The sequence below is a fragment of the Cobetia sp. 3AK genome, from assembly GCF_029846335.1.
GTDB lineage: Bacteria > Pseudomonadota > Gammaproteobacteria > Pseudomonadales > Halomonadaceae > Cobetia > Cobetia marina.
On sequence record NZ_JARWKR010000003.1, the window covers coordinates 159,447 to 180,111 of the forward strand.

The 20,665-nt window shown below is 64.0% G+C and carries 16 protein-coding genes; 6 read left to right on the top strand and 10 right to left on the bottom strand.

Going from position 1 to position 20,665, the window contains the following annotated elements; all coding sequences use genetic code 11:
• Nucleotides 1-84: 84 nt before the first annotated feature.
• From QD228_RS05435 to QD228_RS05445, 3 genes are all read right to left on the bottom strand, one after another.
• Complete coding sequence (locus tag QD228_RS05435) at nt 85-1,374, bottom strand: GlxA family transcriptional regulator (protein WP_279874722.1); 1,290 nt, start codon at nt 1,372-1,374, stop codon at nt 85-87.
• A 690-nt stretch (nt 1,375-2,064) separates the two neighbouring features.
• A complete protein-coding gene (fghA, locus tag QD228_RS05440) occupies nt 2,065-2,928 on the bottom strand; it encodes an S-formylglutathione hydrolase (protein WP_279874723.1) in 864 nt (287 codons plus the stop codon).
• 133 nt (nt 2,929-3,061) lie between these two features.
• Complete coding sequence (locus QD228_RS05445) at nt 3,062-4,171, bottom strand: S-(hydroxymethyl)glutathione dehydrogenase/class III alcohol dehydrogenase (RefSeq protein WP_077379043.1); 1,110 nt, start codon at nt 4,169-4,171, stop codon at nt 3,062-3,064.
• A 239-nt stretch (nt 4,172-4,410) separates the two neighbouring features.
• On the opposite strand from QD228_RS05445, the gene QD228_RS05450 reads away from it, so the two are divergent.
• Nucleotides 4,411-5,304: a LysR family transcriptional regulator gene (locus QD228_RS05450; RefSeq protein ID WP_279874724.1), complete on the top strand. Its 894-nt coding sequence runs from the start codon at nt 4,411-4,413 to the stop codon at nt 5,302-5,304.
• Nucleotides 5,305-5,429: 125 nt separating this feature from the next.
• Here QD228_RS05450 and QD228_RS05455 read toward each other — a convergent pair whose 3' ends face one another.
• Complete coding sequence (locus QD228_RS05455) at nt 5,430-6,908, bottom strand: NCS1 family nucleobase:cation symporter-1 (protein WP_279855941.1); 1,479 nt, start codon at nt 6,906-6,908, stop codon at nt 5,430-5,432.
• A gap of 816 nt (nt 6,909-7,724) precedes the next feature.
• On the opposite strand from QD228_RS05455, the gene QD228_RS05460 reads away from it, so the two are divergent.
• The 4 genes from QD228_RS05460 (at nt 7,725) to preA (ending at nt 13,113) form a co-directional block, all read left to right on the top strand.
• Nucleotides 7,725-8,627: a nitrilase-related carbon-nitrogen hydrolase gene (locus QD228_RS05460; protein WP_216060109.1), complete on the top strand. Its 903-nt coding sequence runs from the start codon at nt 7,725-7,727 to the stop codon at nt 8,625-8,627.
• An 82-nt stretch (nt 8,628-8,709) separates the two neighbouring features.
• Nucleotides 8,710-10,152, top strand: a complete 1,443-nt coding sequence (gene hydA / locus QD228_RS05465) for a dihydropyrimidinase (RefSeq protein ID WP_279874725.1) — start codon at nt 8,710-8,712, stop codon at nt 10,150-10,152.
• 199 nt (nt 10,153-10,351) lie between these two features.
• Nucleotides 10,352-11,743: an NAD(P)-dependent oxidoreductase gene (locus QD228_RS05470; RefSeq protein ID WP_279874726.1), complete on the top strand. Its 1,392-nt coding sequence runs from the start codon at nt 10,352-10,354 to the stop codon at nt 11,741-11,743.
• Entirely contained in the window at nt 11,743-13,113 is a 1,371-nt protein-coding gene (gene preA / locus QD228_RS05475; protein ID WP_279874728.1) for an NAD-dependent dihydropyrimidine dehydrogenase subunit PreA, read from the top strand. The genes QD228_RS05470 and preA overlap by 1 nt, the downstream gene beginning before the upstream one ends.
• 177 nt (nt 13,114-13,290) lie before the next feature.
• On the opposite strand, the gene QD228_RS05480 is transcribed toward preA, so the two are convergent.
• The 3 genes from QD228_RS05480 to QD228_RS05490 all read right to left on the bottom strand — a co-directional run bounded on the left by QD228_RS05480 (nt 13,291) and on the right by QD228_RS05490 (nt 15,947).
• Nucleotides 13,291-13,911, bottom strand: coding sequence for a TetR/AcrR family transcriptional regulator (locus QD228_RS05480; RefSeq protein WP_077379030.1), 621 nt, complete (start codon nt 13,909-13,911; stop codon nt 13,291-13,293).
• Between the two features lie 201 nt (nt 13,912-14,112).
• Nucleotides 14,113-15,321 carry a CmpA/NrtA family ABC transporter substrate-binding protein gene (locus QD228_RS05485; protein WP_084209361.1) on the bottom strand — a complete coding sequence of 403 codons (1,209 nt, stop codon included), beginning with the start codon at nt 15,319-15,321 and terminating at the stop codon, nt 14,113-14,115.
• A gap of 50 nt (nt 15,322-15,371) precedes the next feature.
• Nucleotides 15,372-15,947 carry an ANTAR domain-containing protein gene (locus tag QD228_RS05490; RefSeq protein ID WP_077379026.1) on the bottom strand — a complete coding sequence of 192 codons (576 nt, stop codon included), beginning with the start codon at nt 15,945-15,947 and terminating at the stop codon, nt 15,372-15,374.
• A 609-nt stretch (nt 15,948-16,556) separates the two neighbouring features.
• Between QD228_RS05490 and QD228_RS05495 the strand changes: the two genes are divergently transcribed.
• Nucleotides 16,557-17,915: a NarK family nitrate/nitrite MFS transporter gene (locus tag QD228_RS05495; RefSeq protein ID WP_176502998.1), complete on the top strand. Its 1,359-nt coding sequence runs from the start codon at nt 16,557-16,559 to the stop codon at nt 17,913-17,915.
• A 155-nt stretch (nt 17,916-18,070) separates the two neighbouring features.
• On the opposite strand, the gene QD228_RS05500 is transcribed toward QD228_RS05495, so the two are convergent.
• The 3 genes from QD228_RS05500 to dbpA form a co-directional block, all read right to left on the bottom strand.
• Nucleotides 18,071-18,238 (bottom strand): hypothetical protein, encoded by a 168-nt coding sequence (locus QD228_RS05500; RefSeq protein ID WP_164850377.1) that lies wholly within the window; start codon nt 18,236-18,238, stop codon nt 18,071-18,073.
• A 225-nt stretch (nt 18,239-18,463) separates the two neighbouring features.
• Nucleotides 18,464-19,036 carry an N-acetyltransferase gene (locus tag QD228_RS05505; RefSeq protein WP_077379022.1) on the bottom strand — a complete coding sequence of 191 codons (573 nt, stop codon included), beginning with the start codon at nt 19,034-19,036 and terminating at the stop codon, nt 18,464-18,466.
• 224 nt (nt 19,037-19,260) lie between these two features.
• The gene (gene dbpA / locus QD228_RS05510; protein WP_084209362.1) at nt 19,261-20,661 is read right to left on the bottom strand and encodes an ATP-dependent RNA helicase DbpA; all 1,401 of its coding nucleotides are present in this window, start codon (nt 20,659-20,661) and stop codon (nt 19,261-19,263) included.
• Nucleotides 20,662-20,665: the final 4 nt, after the last annotated feature.

The following is a 20,665-nucleotide window of genomic DNA, read 5'->3' on the forward strand; positions in this document are numbered from 1 at the left end:
CCGATGGCTCCTGTGAAAACCAAGATGCCCCGGCCGAAGGGCAGGGGCATCGAGGGGTCATCCCGTCACGCAGGTGTATGGCGATCAGAGCCTGACGCTTGCGTAGGTTGGCTCGCCACGCGCATTGGCCAGCGCCAGGATCGCCGAGGACACCGGCGATTCGGCGGCGGTATGCAGCGGCGAGGAGGCAGTCGTCTGGCTCAGCGACTGATGGATGGCACCATGCAGTACGCCTTCCAGACTGGCCACGCCGTGCAGCTGATGATCGACATCGGCACGACACGGCACGTCAGACACGCCGGGCTGACGCTCACCACCGATACGCTCATCGCGCGGCGGCATGCCGAAGTACTCGCGGTAGCATTTGGAGAAGTGCGGCGTGGAGACGAAGCCACAGGCCGAGGCCACCTCGATGATCGACAGCGCCGTCTGCTTGAGCAGTTGACGCGCCCGCGTCAGGCGCAGCTTGAGGTAGTAGCGCGACGGTGAGCAGTGCAGATAGCGCTGGAACAGGCGCTCCAGCTGACGGCGCGAGACATCCACGTAGTGGGCCAGCTCGTCCAGACCGATGGGCTCCTCCAGATTGGCCTCCATCAGCGCGACGATTTCCAGAAGCTTGGGCTGGGTGGTGCCCAGCACGTGCTTGAGCGGTACACGCTGCTGGTCCTGCTCGCCGCGCACGCGGTCACAGATGAACATCTCGGAGATGCCCGCCGCCAGCTCGCGGCCATGCTCGCGGGCGATCATGGTCAATACCATGTCCATCGGCGCGGTGCCGCCCGAGGCGGTGGCACGCTGCTGGTCGATGGAGAACAGCCGCGTGGTCAGCGGTACGCGCGGGAAGGCCTCCTGCATGGCCGCCAGACACTCCCAGTGAATGCTGGTCTCGTGACCTTCCAGCAGCCCGGCCTGCGCCAGCGCCCAGCTGCCGGTACACACGGCGCCCAGCTGACGGCCAGCGCGCGCCTGGGCCTGCAGCCAGCTGACATGCGGGCGCTGCACCGCCCGCTGGATACCGACGCCGCCACAGACGATGGCCATGTCCAGCGCCGGACAGGTCTCGGCCGACACATCCGGCGTGACCTGCAGACCATCGCTGGCACGCACGGGCATGCCTTCCAGGGTCACGGTGTACCAGCGATACAGCTCACGTCCGGCCAGCTGATTGGCCATGCGCAGCGGTTCGACCGCCGAGGCCAGCGAGATGAGCGTGAAGCTGTCGAGCAGCAGGAAGCCGATGGTCTGCGGCTGGCGTGTCTCGCCGGCCTGAGGGCCCAGCGAGCGGGCCCCCGCCCGGCGGGAATCGGAGGAAAAGCCGGATGTCATGTGAGAGCGATCGTGCGGGCGATCAATGCAGCCACTGGTCAGTGCCATGGGAAACTCCTTCTTGCTATCTGCCTGAGTTGCAGACCGGAGCATGAATGCCCTCACCCGGATCAGTCGGAGATCAGGGGGTCCGCGATATTGTCGTTGTTGGCACTCAGCAGGGAATCGACCGGAAGGCTGGCGATTCCAGCAGTGATGACAGCCATCATCGTGATCTTTCGCTTGAGCGACTCGGGATGCGACCCGAAGGAGTCCGATAACGTCAGGGGTGTCGTGAATCACTGCTTGGACGTCGTGCGTTGTCCACCTCTCGACAGTAAACCATCGCCCTGATACCGCGCAGCGATTAAATCGCCGCTGCACGGCAAATCATCGTTGCTGTACGGCACAGAATAACGCCGTGATTGGCTGACATCGACGCGATATAACCGCGAGCCACGAAAACTGTCCTTCATAGCGAAAGGTTCTGAAAGGCGGTGTCGCTCATGACGGAAAAACGACAGCCCCGACATCCTGTGATGGATGCCGGGGCTGTCGTTTCTGTCTTTCACGCAGGTTCTCTGCTCGGGGAGCGATCCCCTGTGGCTGGCCATGTCACATCACAGCTCGAGGCTTCAGGCTCACCTCAAGAAAGAAGGTGTTTCGCATGCCATTTCATCTCTACCGGCCACCACACTCACACCTCAAAGGAGGTGTTTCGCATGCCTTTTTATCTTCATTGGCTACCATCCTCACACCTCAAAGGAGGTGTTTCGCATGGTAGGTCAGATGCTCATCGATGAAACTGGCCATGAAGAAGTAGCTGTGATCATAGCCGGGCTGGCGACGCAGGATCAGCGGGTGGCCCTGCTCGGCGCAGACCGCCTCCAGACGCTCCGGCTTGAGCTGCTCTTCCAGGAACTGGTCATTCTCGCCCTGCTCGACGAACAGCTCCTGACGCGCGGCACCGCTGTTACCCGCCTGCTTGACCAGCTCGCAGGTATCCCACTGCGCCCACTGGGTGCGGTCATCGCCGAGATAGCCGCTGAAGGCCTTCTCGCCCCACGGGCAGGCCATCGGATTGGCGATCGGCGCGAAGGCGGAGACCGAGCGATAGCGGCCCGGATTCTTCAGCGCGCAGATCAGCGCGCCGTGGCCGCCCATGGAGTGACCGGAGATGGACTCGCGTTCGCCATCCACCGGGAAGTGACGCTTGACGAGCGCCGGCAGCTCCTCGGTGACGTAGTCGTACATGCGGTAATGGCGCGCCCACGGCTCGCGGGTGGCATTGACGTAGAAGCCGGCACCGCTGCCGAAGTCGTAGCTGTCGTCTTCGCCGGGCAGGTCCACGCCACGCGGGCTGGTATCCGGGCAGATCAGGGCGATGCCCAGCTCGGCTGCCTTGCGCTGCGCGCCGGCCTTCTGCATGAAGTTCTCGTCGGTGCAGGTCAGCCCCGACAGCCACCACAGCATCGGCACCGAGCCCTGTTCGGCCTGCGGCGGCAGGTAGATGGCGAACACCATGTCGCAATCCAGACTGCCGCTGCGGTGGCGGTAACGCTTGAGCCAGCCACCATGCACCTTGTTGGCGCTGACCAGCTCGAGTTGTTCGGTCGCGGTCATCATGCTCTCCCTTGTGATATCGCCTCATGAAGACGGCGTCGGCAAGCCGACGCCGTTTCACGCTCCGAGCCCGCCCAGGCATCACGCTTGCCTGCCCGGCCCGGAGGCGTTTCAGCCAAAGATCGCTCGCGGATCAGAAGCTCAGCACGGTACGGATCGACTTGCCTTCATGCAGCAGGTCGAAGGCCTCGTTGATCTTCTCGAAGGGCATCTGGTGGGTGACGAAGTCGTCGAGGTTGATCGCGCCATCCATGTAGCGCTCGACGTAGCCCGGAAGCTCGGTACGGCCCTTGACGCCACCGAAGGCGGAGCCTTTCCAGACGCGCCCGGTCACCAGCTGGAAGGGACGGGTGGCGATCTCTTCACCGGCACCGGCGACGCCGATGATGATGGATTCGCCCCAGCCCTTGTGCGCGCACTCGAGCGCGGCACGCATGACCTTGACGTTGCCGATGCACTCGAAGGAGTAATCGACGCCGCCGTCGGTCATGTCGACGATGGCTTCCTGGACCGGCACGGACAGCTTGCTCGGGTTGACGAAGTCGGTGGCGCCGAACTTGCGGGCCAGATCGAACTTGTCCTCATTGATGTCGATGGCGATGATGCGCGACGCCTTGGCCATCACCGCGCCCTGGATGGCGGCCAGACCGATGGCGCCGAGACCGAAGATGGCCACGGTGGCACCCGGCTCGACCTTGGCGGTATTCATCACCGCGCCGATACCGGTGGTGACGCCACAGCCCAGCAGGCAGATCTTGTCCAGCGGCGCTTCCTTGGACACCTTGGCCAGCGAGACTTCCGGCACCACGGTGTACTCGGAGAAGGTAGACGTGCCCATGTAGTGGTGCAGCATCTTGCCGTCCAGCGAGAAGCGCGAGGTGCCATCCGGCATCAGGCCACGGCCCTGGGTGGCACGCACGGCGCTGCACAGGTTGGTCTTGCCGGAGAGGCAGAACTTGCACTTGCCGCATTCGGCGGTATAGAGCGGGATGACGTGGTCGCCCGGCACCAGACCGGTGACGCCCTCGCCCACTTCCTCGACGATACCCGCGCCTTCATGGCCCAGTACGGACGGGAACAGGCCTTCGGGGTCTGCGCCGGACAGGGTGTAGGCATCGGTGTGGCAGACGGCGGTATTGACGATGCGTACCAGCACCTCACCGGCCTTCGGTCCTTCGACATCGATCTCGACCAGCTCCAGCGGCTTGCCGGCTTCCAGCGCAATCGCAGCACGTGATTTCATTAATATCTCCTCGGAGCAACAATGGCGGTAGACTGATCCGTGGCATTCTCCCGGCGAGCCTGCCGGTGACCCCTTGCTCACAAGGGGTTCACCCGGGGGGACAGGCAAGGAGCAATGCATTGCCGCAACGCGTGCGGTGCCATCAGTATGCAACACAGTCTACGCAGTGACCTTGGCGGGATTAAGCCGTCAGCACTCAGATGATTATTGTCACTCAACAACAATGATGAGGAGCGGGCATGCAGCGTTGGGACCGCATCGAAGCCTTTGTGGAAGTCGTCAGAATCGGCTCGTTTTCCGGTGCCGCCCGTCATCTCGGGGTCTCCAGCTCACATGTCAGTCGCCTGATCAGCCAGCTGGAAGCCCAGCTTGATACCCAGTTGCTCTATCGCACGACCCGTCAGACACGTCTCACCGATGCCGGACAGGTGTATTACGAGCACTGCCATCACCTCTTCGATGGCTTCCGCGCCGCCGAACAGGCCATCGGCGACTTCCATGCCCGTCCCAGCGGCGTTCTCAAGCTGACCAGCGCCACCACCTTCGGTGAGCGCTACGTCGCGCCACTGGTCAACGACTTCCAGCTGCTGCACCCGCAGCTGGAGGTGCAGATGCACTTCACCAATCGTCCGGTGGAATTGATCGACGAGGGCTTCGATGTCGCCATTCGCATGGGCGTGCTCAAGGACTCCTCGCTGATCGCGCGGCGACTGGTGGACCGCCAGGAGTATGTCGTCGCCTCGCACGACTACTTTCAGCGTGCGCCGCGCCCGCACACGTTGGCGGAGCTCTCCAGCCACCGCTGCCTGGCGGGCTCCAAGCGTGAATGGCTGTTCGAGGTCGAGGGCCAGCGACGCGAGGTGCGCATCTCCGGCAGCTGGCAGGCCAATTCCGGGCCGGCACTGCTGGACGCCACGCTCAAGGGCCTCGGGCTTGCCCAGATTCCCGACTATTACGTCGCGCCTCACCTGGCCAGTGGCCAGCTGATCTCGGTGCTGGATGAGTATCAGGTGCGCGATACCGGGGTGTGGATCGTCTATCCCCGCCACCGCCATCTCTCGCCCAAGGTGCGCCAGTTCGTCGACTTCATGGTCGAGCGCTTCGAGGACGGCATCCCCGGCCTGGTGGGCTGACGCCCAGGGCGCGAAGGCCTCAACCGGCTATCACTTCCCCTTGCCACGACGACAGACGGGCTGCCGATGGGCAGCCCGTCTGTCGTTGCACGTGACGTTGCGTTGCGAGCTATCCGCCAGCGGCGTCAGGCACGCTGTGCGCCGCCACCCGGTATCGCCTCCGGCAGGTGCACCTGCGGTGCCTTGACCAGCAGCTTGCTGGCCACGAAGTAGACCAGCGCCCCCAGCAGCGAGCCGGTGAACCAGCCGTAGTCGTAGAACCAGGAAAGCCCGGGCTGCGAGAAGCTGATCACCGTCAGCCCCACCGGCACGAAGAAGGCGATGAAGCCCGCTGGATTGAAGGCCGGGTAGGTGCTGCCATCCAGATAGAGCGCCGGCAGATCGAAGGACTGACGACGGATCACGAAGTAGTCGACGATCATGATCCCCGCGATCGGCCCCAGCAGACTCGAATAGCCCAACAGCCAGTTGGAATAGAGGCTCTCGAGGCTCACGTCGGAGACGATCCAGCCCATCTTCTTGATCAGCTCGAAGCCCATCAGCAGCACCCCGACCAGCCCGGTGAGCAGCACGCCGCGCGTCTGGTTGATGAATTTCGGCGCGATGTTCTGGAAATCATTGGTCGGCGAGACGATGTTGGCGGCGGTGTTGGTGGAGAGCGTCGCGATGATGATCAGCACCATGGCGATGGCGACCCAGCCGGGGCTGTCGATGCGACCGATCAGGTTGACCGGGTCGGAGATGGTCTCCCCCACCAGCGAGCTGGAAGCGGCCGTCAGCACCACGCCGAGCGCCGCGAAGAAGAACATCGTCAGCGGCAGGCCGATGATCTGACCGACGATCTGGTCCTTCTGGCTCTTCGCGTAACGACTGAAGTCCGGAATGTTCAGCGACAGCGTCGCCCAGAAGCCGACCATCGCGGTCAGGCCCGCCATGAAGTAGCTGGCCACGCCATCGCCTTCGGGACGATTCGGTGGCTGGGCCAGCAGTTCGCTGATCGAGGTATGCGGCAGCGCCCACACCATCAGGCCGACCCCCACCGCCAGCAGCAAGGGCGCGGAGAGCGTCTCCAGCCACTTGATGGATTCCGCGCCGCGAATCACCACGAACAGGTTGAGCGCCCAGAAGATGAAGAAGCCGATGACCTCGCCCACCCCGCCCAGCGCCTTCCAGTCCGCCGAGAGGCTCGAGAGCAGCAGGTGAATCGCCAGGCCGCCGAACATCGTCTGGATACCGAACCAGCCACAGGCGACCACCGCCCGAATCATGCACGGCACGTTGGAGCCGATGATGCCGAAGGAGGAGCGCAGCACCACCGGGAAGGGTATCCCGAAGCGCGTGCCGGGGAAGGCGTTGAGGGTCAGCGGAATCAGTACCACCAGATTGGCGACCAGAATCGTGATCAGCGCCTCGCCGACACTCAGCCCGAAGTAGGCAGTGAGCACGCCGCCCAGGGTATAGGTGGGTACGCAGATCGACATGCCGACCCACAGCGCGGCGATGTTCCAGCGCGACCAGGTGCGCTCGGCACTCCTGGTCGGCGCGATATCCTCGTTGTAGCGCGGGCTGCGGGCGACGTCCTGCGCCACCACCAGCTCGATCATTTCCTCATTGCTGCGCACCATGTGCGAGCGAGTCTGTGTCGGGGCCATGAGTCCTCACCTGTTCAGCTGTTGTTATTGTTGAGGGTGATGCACGTCGCTTGTCCTGCCTTTGCGCTCTGTGGCGCGTCTTGCCGTCTTTGAAGATCCGTCCCTTCCTTCACCCTCCTGATTCACTTTTCACCCTGTTTCAGCCAAGGGATGCTCGAATTACCCATCCACATGAAGCGGTACCTTTCATGGGCAAATCGCATGCCGATGGCGGCATTATTGCCGTCAAATCAAACCTGTCCCGCAAGACAACTTGAGAGGCAATGGCGCGGGTTTGACCGTCTGATGCCCATCAGGTGGCGACACGCCGTGTTCGCGCCAATTGTCAGTATGGTCAGGTTCCAAGCTGGTGCAAGGCGGTCTTGCACAGGGCCCATACAGACGGTCACAAGCCACTGATATGCATTGAGTTTTCCTTTGAAAATCGCGTGAACCACGCTGATTCTCCTGGCACCACAATGGTGAATTCATGCGAAATCTTGACCGAAAATCCTTTCATAACAACAAGATAAATTCACGAGACTTTATTTGACACTTCGTCTTGCCGAACGCGGGAACACTGTCTAATGTTCATTAAGCTGACTGGCGAGACAGGATCTGCATCGGACCTTCCCTGACCCACGATACCTGCCGCCGGCATGCAGACTTTCCGGACAGGCGGCATGATTTTCCAAGGTCCATTTCGCGCTATCCCGGCTCACCCGCTCTGCCCACCAGCACTCATTGAAGACAACAACAACCGGCGCCAAGCCGCCCGATGAGGATGACATGTCGAACGACTCCCGCATCTCCTATACCGAGGATGCCGGCAAGCTGCGCTGCGCCGTCATCCAGATGGGACTCAACGTCTCCACCGACCTCGAGCCCGCACAGATCCGCGATGCCATGAACGAGGCCCACCTGCCGCTGATCGACCAGGCCGGTGAGGCAGGCGTCAAGATCCTGTGCTTCCAGGAAGTCTTCAATCAGCCCTATTTCTGCCCGAGTCAGGACGCCAAGTGGTATGCCGCCGCCGAGCGCGTGCCCGACGGCCCCACCGTCACCCTGATGCAGCAGTACGCGAAGAAGCATCAGATGGTGATCATCGTGCCCCTCTACGAGGAAGTGCAGCCAGGGGTGTACTACAACACCGCCGCCGTCATCGATGCCGACGGCAGCTATCTGGGCAAGTATCACAAGACCCACATCCCGCAGGTGGCGGGCTTCTGGGAGAAATTCTTCTTCAAGCCCGGCAAGTCCGACTGGCCGGTCTTCGACACCGCCTACGGGCGCATCGGCGTCTACATCTGCTATGACCGCCACTTCCCGGAAGGCTGGCGCGCGCTGGCGCTCAACGGCGCCGAGATCATCTTCAATCCCTCCGCCACCGTCGCCGGCCTCTCCCAGTATCTGTGGGAGCTGGAACAGCCCGCCTCCGCCGCCGCCAATGGCTGCTACATCGCCGCCATCAACCGTGTCGGCCATGAACAACCCTGGGATATCGGCGAGTTCTACGGTTCCTCCTACTTCGTGAATCCACGCGGCCAGATCGAAGCCCAGGCCAGTGCCACCGAGGACGAGCTGTTGATCCACGATCTCGACATGGCGATGGTGCGCGAGGTGCGCAACAACTGGCAGTTCTTCCGTGACCGCCGTCCGGACGCCTATACCCGCCTCACCGATGGTGAATGACGGCCAGCACGATAACGACAACGACAACACGACCTGACACTCAATGCCGGACAAGGCCGCGCGATGCGGCCGGGAGAGATTCATGGCAATCCTGATCAAGGGCGGCAGCATCCAGACCCACGAAGAGCGCTACACCGCCGATGTGCTGTGTGACGGCGAGACCATCACCGCCATCGGCACCGACCTCGAGGTACCGGACGACTGCGAGGTGATCGACGCCAGCGGCTGTCTGGTGATGCCCGGCGGCATCGACCCGCACACCCACATGCAGCTGCCCTTCATGGGCACCGTGGCCAGCGAGGATTTCCAGACCGGCACCGCCGCGGCGCTGGCCGGCGGCACCACCATGATCATCGATTTCGTGATCCCCTCCCCGCAGCAACCGCTGATGGAGGCCTATCACACCTGGCGCGAGTGGGCCGAGAAGTCGTGCTGCGACTACAGCTTCCACGTCGCCGTCACCTGGTGGGACGAAAGCGTCAGCCAGGACATGCAGACACTGGTCTCCGATTACGGGGTCAACAGCTTCAAGCACTTCATGGCCTACAAGAACGCCATCATGGCGCCGGATGACACCCTCGTCTCGAGCTTCGCGCGCTGCCTGGAGCTGGGCGCGATTCCCACCGTGCATGCCGAGAACGGCGAGCTGGTCTACCACCTGCAGCAGAAGCTGCTGGCCGATGGCATCACCGGGCCGGAAGCGCATCCGTTGTCGCGTCCGCCGCAGGTCGAGGGTGAAGCCGCCAGCCGCGCCATCCGTATCGCCGGCACCCTGGGCACGCCGGTGTATCTGGTTCACGTCTCCACCGCCGATGCGCTGGAGGAAATTCGCTACGCCCGCGAGCACGGCCAGCCAGTCTACGGCGAGGTGCTGGCAGGCCATCTGCTGATCGATGAAGCGGTCTATCAGAACAAGAGCTGGGAATTCGCGGCAGGCCACGTGATGAGCCCGCCGTTCCGCTCGCTGGAGCACCGCCAGGCACTGTGGGGCGGCATCCAGTCCGGTGACCTGCAGACCACCGCCACCGATCACTGCTGCTTCTGTGCCGAGCAGAAGGAGATGGGCAAGGACGACTTCTCGAAGATTCCCAACGGCACCGCCGGGGTCGAGGATCGCATGGCGATGCTGTGGCACGAGGGCGTCAACACCGGGCGCTTCTCCGCCGAGGACTTCGTCGGCCTGACCTCCACCAACGCCGCCAAGATCTTCAATCTGTACCCGCGCAAGGGCGCGATCCGGGTCGGCAGCGACGCCGACATCGTGGTCTGGGACCCCAACGCCGAACGCACCATCTCGGCGAAGACTCACCACCAGAACATCGACTTCAACATCTTCGAAGGCCGCACCGTCAAGGGTATCCCGCGTCACACCATCAGCCGCGGCGACTGGGCATGGCGCGATGGCGAGCTGCATGCCAAGCGCGGTCACGGCCAATACGTCGAACGCCCGCCCTACCCCAGTGTCTTCGACCAGCTCAAGGCCCGCGCCGAGAGCAATGTCGTCACCGCCGTGGATCGCAGCTGACGGCCGACGAACGACTCGAACAAGACAAGACCGGCACGACTGAACGACACGACTGAACGACGGCCTGGCAGCGCACCTGACGCGCTGCCGGTCCCGAAGCGCTGCCAATCAAGGCGTTGCCAACCAAGCCGCGCCACCTGACTCGCCTGCAAGACCAACAACAACGACCCCGCGCCTGAGCGCGGGCAGGAGCCACACCGTGACGACATCCTCCACTCCTTCCCACTGGGCCCCGTCCGGGCTCGCGGAAGAGGCGCTGAGTGCGCGCTTCACTGATCTGCATCCGGCGCTCACCAAGCGTCAGGCCTTCATCGAGAGTTCGCGTTGCCTGTATTGCTATGACGCGCCCTGCATCAAGGCCTGCCCGACCAGCATCGACATCCCGACCTTCATCCGCCGTATCCACGATGACAATCTCGAAGGCGCCGCCAGTGAGATTCTCGATGCCAATATCCTCGGCGGCAGCTGCGCCCGCGTCTGCCCCACCGAGATCCTCTGTGAGCAGTCCTGCGTGCGCAATCAGGGCGATGAGTGCCAGCCGGTGCTGATCGGTCTGCTGCAGCGCCATGCACTGGACAACGCCCAGTTCGAGACCCACCCGTTCACGCGGGCAGCCAGCACCGGCCGGCGCATCGCCGTGGTCGGTGCCGGGCCTGCCGGGCTTTCCTGCGCCCACCGCCTGGCGCGTTTCGGCCACGACGTGGTGATCTTCGAGGCCGAGGAGAAAGCCGGTGGCCTGAATGAATACGGCATCGCCCGCTACAAGCTGACCGATGACTTCGCCGCCCGCGAAGTCGAATTCCTGCTCGAGATCGGCGGCATCGAGATCCGCCACGGCCAGCGCCTCGGCGACAACCTGGCGCTGGCCGCCCTGACACGCGAGTTCGACAGCGTCTTCCTGGGCCTGGGCCTTGGCACCAGCCATGCTCTCGGCCTGACCGGCGAGGATGCCAGCGGCCTGATGGCGGCCACCGACTTCATCAAGGTGCTGCGTCAGAGCGGCGAACTGAACGCGCTGGCAGTGCCGAGGCACGCGGTGGTGATCGGCGCGGGCAACACCGCCATCGACATCGCCGTGCAGGCCAGGCGCCTCGGCGCACAGACGGTGGATCTGGTCTATCGGCGTGGCGAGGAGCAGATGTCCGCCACCCATCACGAGCAGGAAATCGCGCGGGCCAATGGCGTGATGATCCACACCTGGGCGCGTCCGCTGGCCATCGATGTGGCAAGCGACAGTGAGGATGGTGGTGACGCCGCGCTCAGTGCGATGCAGTTCGCGCGCACACGGGTCGAGGATGGCCGACTCGTCGATACCGGCGAGACCTTCACGCTGGCCTGCGATGGGGTCTTCACCGCCATCGGTCAGGGCTTCGATGACGCGAGCCTGAGCGATGCGCATGCCGCGGGGCTGGCCCGCGAGGGGGCGAAGATAGAGGTGGACGAGATGCTGCGCACCAGTCTGCCGGGCGTCTATGCCGGCGGTGACTGCATCGCTCGCGGACAGGATCTCACCGTTCAAGCCGTCGCCCACGGCAAGCTGGCCGCCGAGGCCATCCATCACGATCTGATGCTCAAGGTGGAGGCCGCCTGATGACTATTCATACCCCGCTCAATGATGACAACGCGCGTCCGGCAGGCGCTGGCTCAAGTTCTGCAGCGGCTGACGATCACGTCGCCAGCTACAAGGCCGATCTGTCGGTCAACTTCGCTGGCATCCGTGCCCCCAACCCCTTCTGGCTGGCCAGCGCCCCGCCCACCGACAAGGCCTACAACGTGGTACGCGCCTTCGAGGCCGGCTGGGGTGGCGTGGTCTGGAAGACGCTGGGGGAAGACCCGGCGGCAGTGAACGTCTCCTCGCGCTATTCGGCGCACTATGGCCCGAATGGCGAGGTCAGCGGCTTCAACAACATCGAGCTGATCACCGACCGCTCGCTGGAGATCAACCTGCGCGAGATCACCCAGGTCAAGAAGGACTGGCCGGACCGCGCACTGATCGTCTCGCTGATGGTGCCGTGCGAGGAAGAGGCCTGGAAGACCATCCTGCCGCAGGTCGAGGCTACCGGCTGTGATGGCATCGAGCTCAACTTCGGCTGCCCCCATGGCATGCCGGAACGCGGCATGGGCGCCGCGGTGGGTCAGGTGCCGGAGTATGTCGAGCAGGTCACGCGCTGGTGCAAGACCTACAGCTCGCTGCCGGTGATCGTCAAGCTGACCCCCAACATCACCGACGTGCGCGAACCGGCCAAGGCCGCCTGGCGTGGCGGCGCGGATGCCGTCTCGCTGATCAACACCATCAACTCCATCACCCATCTGGATCTCGACCGCATGGTCGCGCATCCCATCGTCGGTGACCGCAGCACCCACGGCGGCTATTGCGGCAGCGCCGTGAAGCCCATCGCGCTGAACATGGTGGCCGAGATCGCGCGCACCCCGGAAACCGCCAACCTGCCGATCTCGGGTATCGGCGGCATCTCCAACTGGGAAGATGCCGCGGAATTCATCGCCCTCGGCGCGGGCAGCGTGCAGGTGTGCACCGCGGCGATGCTGCACGGCTTCCGTATCGTCGAGGAGATGAAGGACGGCCTGGGGCGCTGGATGGACAGCAAGGGCTATCAGCGGATCGACGAGTTCTCCCGCGCGGCGGTGCCCAACACCACCGACTGGAAGCAGCTGGACATGAACTACCAGGTGATCGCGCGGATCGACCAGGACAAGTGCATCGGCTGCGGACGCTGCTACATCGCCTGCGAGGACACCTCGCACCAGGCCATCCTGCATCTGGCCAAGGACAACGGCACCGCCCGCTATGAGGTGAAGGACGCCGACTGCGTGGGCTGCAACCTGTGCGAGATCACCTGCCCGGTCGAGGACTGCATCACCATGGAGGTGCAGGACACCGGCAAGCCGTACATGAACTGGATGGAGGACCCGCGCAACCCGCATCGCGCGGCGTGCCCCTGACGTTGCGGACAAGACCCGGATGATCCGCACAGATTCCAGCGCATGACACCACGTTCAGTGGCGTGAAAACAGAAAGGGGCTGCCAGCAATGGCAGCCCCTTTTCAATGGCCTCATGATCCATCAATGATGATCATTGTTAGCCTCAGGATAATTTGATCATGACATCACCTGATGACTCAGGCGGACAAGCCAACGCCCTTCAGCAGCACCCGCGTGACGTTCTGCACCGCCTGCTCGAATTCGCGATCACTCAGCGCCTTGCCCTGATTGAGCACCGCGATCTGGTGGTCGAAGTCGGCGTAGTGCTGGGTGCTGGCCCAGATCATGTACAGGTAGGCGGAAGCATCGACGTTGTCGATGCGCCCCTCGCTGATCCACTGGCGCAGGCGTGACTTCTTCATCTCGGCCCACTCGTCGAGCCACACCGTCAGCTCCTCGCCCAGCACCGGCGCGCCCTGCATGATCTCGCTGGCCCATACCTTGGAGCCATACGGACGCTGGCGCGAGTGCATCATCTTGGCGCGAATGTAGGTGGAGAGCACCAGCTGCGGGTCGTCATAGGCCTCGAAGCACAGCGCATCTTCCTTCCACAGCGCCAGCAGACCATCGAGGACCGCGCGATACAGCGCTTCCTTGGTGCTGAAGTAGTAATGCAGATTGGACTTGGGCAGCTCTACCTCGGCGGCAATATCGACCATGCTGGCGCCGACATAGCCCTTGAGAGCGAAGATCTTTTCGGCGGCAAGCAGGATGCGGCCGACATTATCCTTGCGAATCTGAGACTTGCGAGTGGTCATGCGATCCCCTGACGCGGTGCTGGCAGTCCGATGAGAATATCATAACCGCACTGCCAACATGCCTGAGCCGACAGGTTTCGCGCTCGCGGGCGCCTCTTCTCTACCCCCTCACCCCTCCCCCCTCACCCCTCGCCTCTTGACTCGCTTCCCACTGCTCACCCCTCGGCTTGTCGCCTCACGCTTCAGCGCGCGCCAGCGGTGTCATTCGAAGACCGCCCCATCGATGAAGCCATCCGCCGGCATCGGCACCTGCCCTGCCTCGCCGCTCAGCCACCAGGGCGCCGGATGCGTGCCTTCGCTGCGCTCATCCGCCACCGGCACCACCATGCCCAGCTTGCGGGCTGCGCTGCGGTAGAGGTCCGGGCGTACGCAGCGTGCCAGGGTCGCTTCGAGGTCATTGTCGCTGACTCCCTCGAGATGCCCCCAGCGCTGCATCTGGGCGGCATACCAGCGGGTCTGCGAGCGCCACGGGAAGTTGGCCGCGTAGCGATGGAAGATGGTCCAGCCGGGATTTTCCCGCTGGAACGCCTCCACCGACTGCTCGACATCCACGTCGCGCAGTCCACGCGCCACCACCGAAAGCGGCACTTCCTGCATGCCTTCATCATGCAGCCACTGCGCGGCCTGCTCACGGTTGCCCGGGCGGTCCAGCCAGGCACAGGCCTTGAGCAGCGCACGAATCAGCGCCTGATGCGCCAGCGGGTGCTGCTCCGCCCAGTCCTCGCGCACGCCCAGCACCTTTTCCTGTCCGAAGCGCCAGATATCATGACTGCCCGCCACCACCTGCCCCATGCCCTGCACGGCGGCCAGACTGTTCCAGGGTTCTCCGACACAGAAGCCGTCCAGCGCGCCACTTGCCAGCTGGGCGGCCATCAACGGCGGGGCCACCGCACGCATCTCGATGTCGCGATTCGGGTCGATCCCGCCGGCCGCCAGCCAGTAACGCAGCAGATAGCGGTGCGAGGAGAAGGGATGCACGCTGGCAAGCTTGAGCGCCGCCTCCCCACGCTCGCGGCGCGCCTGCACGTGCGCCGCCAGCGCCCGAGACACCGCCAGCGGAGAGCCCAGGTCATGCCCCTCCTCGGCCAGCGCCGCCATCAGGGCCCGCGACAGGGTGATGGAGTTGCCGCCCAGATTGAGCGTCATCGCGCTGATCACCGGTGTGGCGCGGCCATCCAGCCCCAGGGTCGAGGTCAGCGGCATCAGCGCCAGCATCTGCGCGCCCTGCAACACGCCGGTCTGCAGGTCATCGCGCAGTGCCGCCCACGACGGCTGCCACTTGAGCGTCACGGCCAGCCCCTCCTCACGGAAGAACCCCTGACGCTCCGCCACCACCAGAGGTGCCGCGTCATTGAGCGGCATCAACCCCAGCGTCAACTGATGGCCATTGAGAAGAGAATCACTGAGCATCACATCCACCTTTTGAACGATCGAAAGAGAAGGACATCACGAGACTCGGCTCAGTGCCGACGCGACGCCTTGAGCAGCTCATCGGCCAGCTCGTGCAATGCCAGACGCCGATTCATCGCGGTCTTGCGCAGATATTGGTAGGCCGCATCCTCCCCCAGTCCGCGACTCTCCATCACCAGCGCCTTGGCGCGATCCACGCTGCGCCGCTGTATCAGAGTGGTCTGGGTGCGATTGAGTTCGCCCTTGAGGGCACGGTGAGCCTCGAAGCTGGTGATGGCCACCTCGACCATGCTGCGCACCATCGCCGGCATGACGTGATCCACCACGTAGGCGGACACGCCGGCGCCAGCCGCCTGGCGCACCAGGTCCGGCGCGTCCTCACTGGCCAGCATGATCATCGGCTTGGGATAGTGACGCCCCAGCTGGCCGAGGTGCTCGAGGGTGTCACGGCTGGGCAGGTCGGCGTCGATGATCACGGCATCCGGCTGATGGTGCTGCACCAGCGCATGCAGGTCCTCGTGTTCATCGACCCGCAGCGCCACCTCGAAGCCGGCGCTCAACAGCGCCTGCTCCAGAGCGGCGGAACGCTCGCTGCGCACATCGACGATCAACACGGTCACGGGCATATCAGGCTTCCTTGGCAGTGTGTCAGGCGGTGGTGCCGGGGTGTCAGGCGACGCCTCGAGCGATCAGGCACCGACGTCCGAGATCAACGACGACGGCGTCTTCGCAAGCGGGAGTCAGGATGGCGCCACGCCTCTGACACTGCAGGATTCATGCCACAAACTGGTGCAGCGCTGGCCTTAAAGGCCTTCCGCAGTGCGCAAGGGCGCGCCCGGCTGCACAGCAATGATGCATGGCGTGATCTGGCGATCTCTCGCCCGCCACGTGCGCCAGACTGGATCATCCTCACCCCGCCGCGCACCGCCACTGGGCATCGCCCTGCTTACTCCCCACTGCTGTCTTGCCCGACATGATGATTCCAAGCCCTTGATATGACGGGGGTTGGACGCACAACACCCCCGCAAGTGGCGCGCTACTTGCTTTGAGTCAGGCAATGGCAGACAAGCGTGCCATGCATCATCCATGACGTGGACCAGGCTCCCGGGAGTACGAGTGCGTCGAACCAGGCCCCTCAATGACGAGGCGCCCCGCTGTCGTTCACAGCTGTTCGACCACCCGTCGTGCGCCGAGACCCTGGCGTCCGGCACCGACGCTGTACCAGGAGCCCACTCATGGATATTCGCAACAAGGCCAGCCGTATCCGGCTGTTCAGCTTCAATACCCCGCAGATGCGCGCCTTCCACATGTCGTGGTTCGCCTTCCACGTCTGCTTCTTCGGCTGGTTTGGCATCGCGCCCTTGATGGCCGTGGTGCGCGATGACCTCGGCCTGACCAAGACCCAGATCGGCAACACCATCATCGCCTCCGTCGCCATCACGGTGATCGTGCGACTTGCCATCGGCGTGCTGTGTGATCGCATCGGGCCACGCAAGGCCTACACCTGGCTGCTGTGCCTCGGCTCGCTGCCGGTGATGTGCATCGGCTTCGCCGACAGCTTCGAATCCTTCTTCCTCGCCCGTCTGGCCATCGGTGCCATCGGCGCGTCCTTCGTCATCACCCAGTACCATACCTCCGTGATGTTCGGCCCCAACGTGGTCGGCACCGCCAATGCCACCACCGCCGGCTGGGGCAACCTGGGCGGCGGCACCACCCAGATGCTGATGCCATTGGTGATGGCCGGTCTTCTGATGCTGGGCGTCGAGCAGACCCTGGGCTGGCGTCTGGCGATGGTCGTGCCGGGCATCGTGCTGTTCCTCACCGGGATCGCCTACTACTTCTTCACCCAGGATGCGCCGGACGGCAACTTCAGCGAGCTGCGTGAGCGTGGTGAGCTGCCCAAGGCCGAGAAGGAATACAGCATGCGCGCCACCTTCGGCGCGGCGGCACGCGACATCCGTGTCTGGGCCCTGTTCCTCGTCTACGGCGCCTGTTTCGGGGTCGAGCTGACCATCAACAACGTCGCCGCCATCTACTTCTTCGATCACTTCGATCTCGATCTCGCCACCGCCGGCCTCATCGCGGGCCTGTTCGGCCTGATGAACCTGTTCGCGCGCACCCTGGGCGGCGTCTTCTCCGACCTGTTCGCCCGTCAGTCCGGCCTCAAGGGTCGCGTGCGCTGGCTGTTCATCGCGCTGCTGTGTGAAGGCGTGGCGCTGGTCGGCTTCGCCCAGATGGAAACCCTCGCGGTGGCCATCGGCATCATGCTGGTGTTCAGCCTGTTCGTGCAGATGGCGGAAGGCGCCACCTTCGGGATCGTACCCTTCGTCAATCGCAAGGCACTGGGCGCGGTGGCCGGTATCGTCGGTGCGGGCGGCAACGCGGGGGCTGTCGCCGCGGGCTTCCTGTTCCGCAGTGAAGAACTGACCTATCAGGAAGGCCTGATGTATCTGGGCATGGGCGTGATCGTGATCTCGCTGTTCGCCCTGCTGGTGCGCTTCAGCGCCGCCACCGAGGCCGAGGAAGGCCGCGCCTATGACGCCGCCGTCGCGGAACGCAAGCAGCAGAGCGACCAGCAGCCCGTGTCTGTCTGAGCCTGTCTCTTCCTGAGACTTTCTCAAACCTCTGATACATGCAGCCCTGATACACGGAGCCCTGACATGCAAAGGCCCCGTCTCATGAGAGGCGGGGCCTTTGTGCATTCACACCTTGCGGTTCGCCGTGCTCGCGGGCGAGTCACGGCCAGCCATCAGCTGTCGGTGGCGTTCTCGACGCTGTCACCGGCGTCTTCCACGGCGTTGTCCATCTTCTCGCCAGCCTTCTCCATCGGGCCCTCGTCCTCGCAACCGGCGAGTGACAGGCCACCGAGACCCAGCATGGCAATCATCAGCGAACTACCCAGAGTCTTGAGCTTCATGATGTCTCTCCTTGAATCATCGGTCGGGATAACGCCCCGGCCTGCACACCAGTACAGACAACAGCGCGGGGATACACAGGACATGGAGCGGGTGTCGCGCGGTTTCAAGGGTGGCGCAACGCCGAGTTGCAAGGGGATGACCGAGTGACGAGGCACACCACAGGGCAAACCCCTTCGAGGAGCCCGGATCAGAGCGCGAATCTGCGCTCGAGCCAGGGGCCCAGGTCAGAGGCCCAGGTCAGAGAAACCATGGTCGAAGAGCACCTCGCCTCCCAGCCCCGCCAGATAGTCCGGCACCAGCTCGATGGCCACGAAGGCGCCCGGCACATCCTCGTGATGGCAATAAAGGCCGTAATGGCGCGCCGGGTGAAAGCCCAGATGGGCATAGAACTCGGCATGACCCGCCGCCACCACGGCGCCCGCTCCCAGCAGACGACAACGCTTGACCGCCGAGATCACCAGCCGCTTGCCGATGCCATGACGCTGGTGCTGGGGAAGCACCGCCAGAGGCGCCAATGCCATCAGCACGCGTCCCGGACAGCCGGAGAGTTCCACGCGCGAGGCCATCACATGCCCCAGCAGCCCTCCTTCGCCTTCACTGAGGTGACGCCCGCTTTCCGGGTCAGAGAAGCGCTCGGCCACCAGCGAGATCTGCGCCAGATCACTGCGACGCAGTCTGTCGCCCAGGCGAGCCTCCCGGTGGCCGGCAAACACGGATTCATGGATGCGGTAGATGCGCTCATGATCGATGAGACGTTCTTCACGGATGCGAAGATTATCGGCGGGATTGTCAGTCATCACGAGTTACCGGTTCAGCGCCCTGTCGATCAGGGCCGTCACCCCCAAGCTTAGCCACCGCCGTCATGGCCCGCGAGAGTCAATCTACTGCTCAAAAAGCACGATGCCCGCCGAAGTGGCGGGCATCGAATGACGTGATGACAAGGTCGTGATCCAGATGAGAGACGTGGGACCTGCCATGTCACTCCTCTGCTGATTTCCACGCCATCAGACGTGCGCCCCTGTCAGCTCTTGAGGCGACGCGCGCGGAAGGAGCGGCCCTTGAGCTTGCCGTTCATCAGCTGGGTCAGCGCGGCCTTGGCGACATCGCGCTCCACCGCCACGTAGGTGGTGCGGGCCAGTACCTTGATCTTGCCGATCTGGCTGCCCGGCAGGCCGCCATCGCCCGTCAGGGCACCGAGGATGTCGCCGGGACGCAGCTTGTCCTTCTTGCCGCCATCGATCTGCAGCGTCGCCATGCGCGCGCGGAAGGGTTCACGGGTCAGCATGCTCTTCGCCGGCAGCGGCTCGGCTTCCAGCGTCTGCTCGAGGAAATCTCCCAGCTTGGCCAGGCGATAGTCTTCCTTCTCGGTATACAGCGTACAGGCGATACCGGAGCTGCCCGCGCGACCGGTACGCCCGACACGGTGGACGTGGGCATCGAGGTCCCGGGCGATCTGGTAATTGAAGACCGCATCCAGCGCGTCGATATCCAGCCCGCGTGCCGCGACGTCCGTGGCCACCAGAATCGAGGTGCTCTTGTTGGCGAACATCACCAGCGTCTGATCACGCTCGCGCTGCTCCAGATCACCGTGCAGGGCCATGGCACTGAAACCGTGCTCATTGAGGGCATCGCTGACCTCCTGTGCCTCGCGCTTGGTGTTGCAGAACACCACGCTGGTGTCAGGACGATACTTGAGCAGCAGGATACGCAGCGCCTCGAAACGCGCCTCTTCATCCGCTACCCGATGAAACAGCTGACGGATGCTGCTGTCATCGTGGGTGGAGGCGACCTCGATGCTGACCGGCTCCCGCAGGATGCGCTCGGCGATCGGGCGCACGCCATCGGCGAAGGTCGCGCTGAACAGCAGCGTCTGACGCGCTTCCGGGGTCTCGGCGATGATGGCTTCCAGCACCTCGGCGAAGCCCATGTCGAGCATGCGGTCGGCCTCGTCCAGCACCAGGGTATTAAGCTCGGCAAGGCTCAGGCTGCCCTTGCGCAGGTGCTCGTCCACCCGGCCCGGCGTGCCGACGATGATATGCGCGCCGTGTTCCAGCGAGCCCAGCTGCGGGCCGAAGGGCGCACCGCCACACAGCGTCAGCACCTTGACGTTGTGCAGACCGCGCGCCAGACGGCGAATCTCGCCGGCGACCTGATCGGCCAGCTCACGCGTGGGGCACAGCACCAGCGACTGGACACGAAAGCGCGAGACCTTGAGGCGCGACAACAGGCCGAGGCCGAAGGCGGCGGTCTTGCCGGAGCCCGTCTGGCCCTGGGCGATGACATCGCGCCCTTCCAGCATCGGCGGCAGGCTCTGCGCCTGAATCGGCGTCATGGTGTGATAGTCGAGCGTCTCCAGATTGGTGAGCAGCTCGGGCGCCAGCGCCAGAGAGGCAAAGGCAGGGGTGGCGGTGGCGTCAGTCACGAGG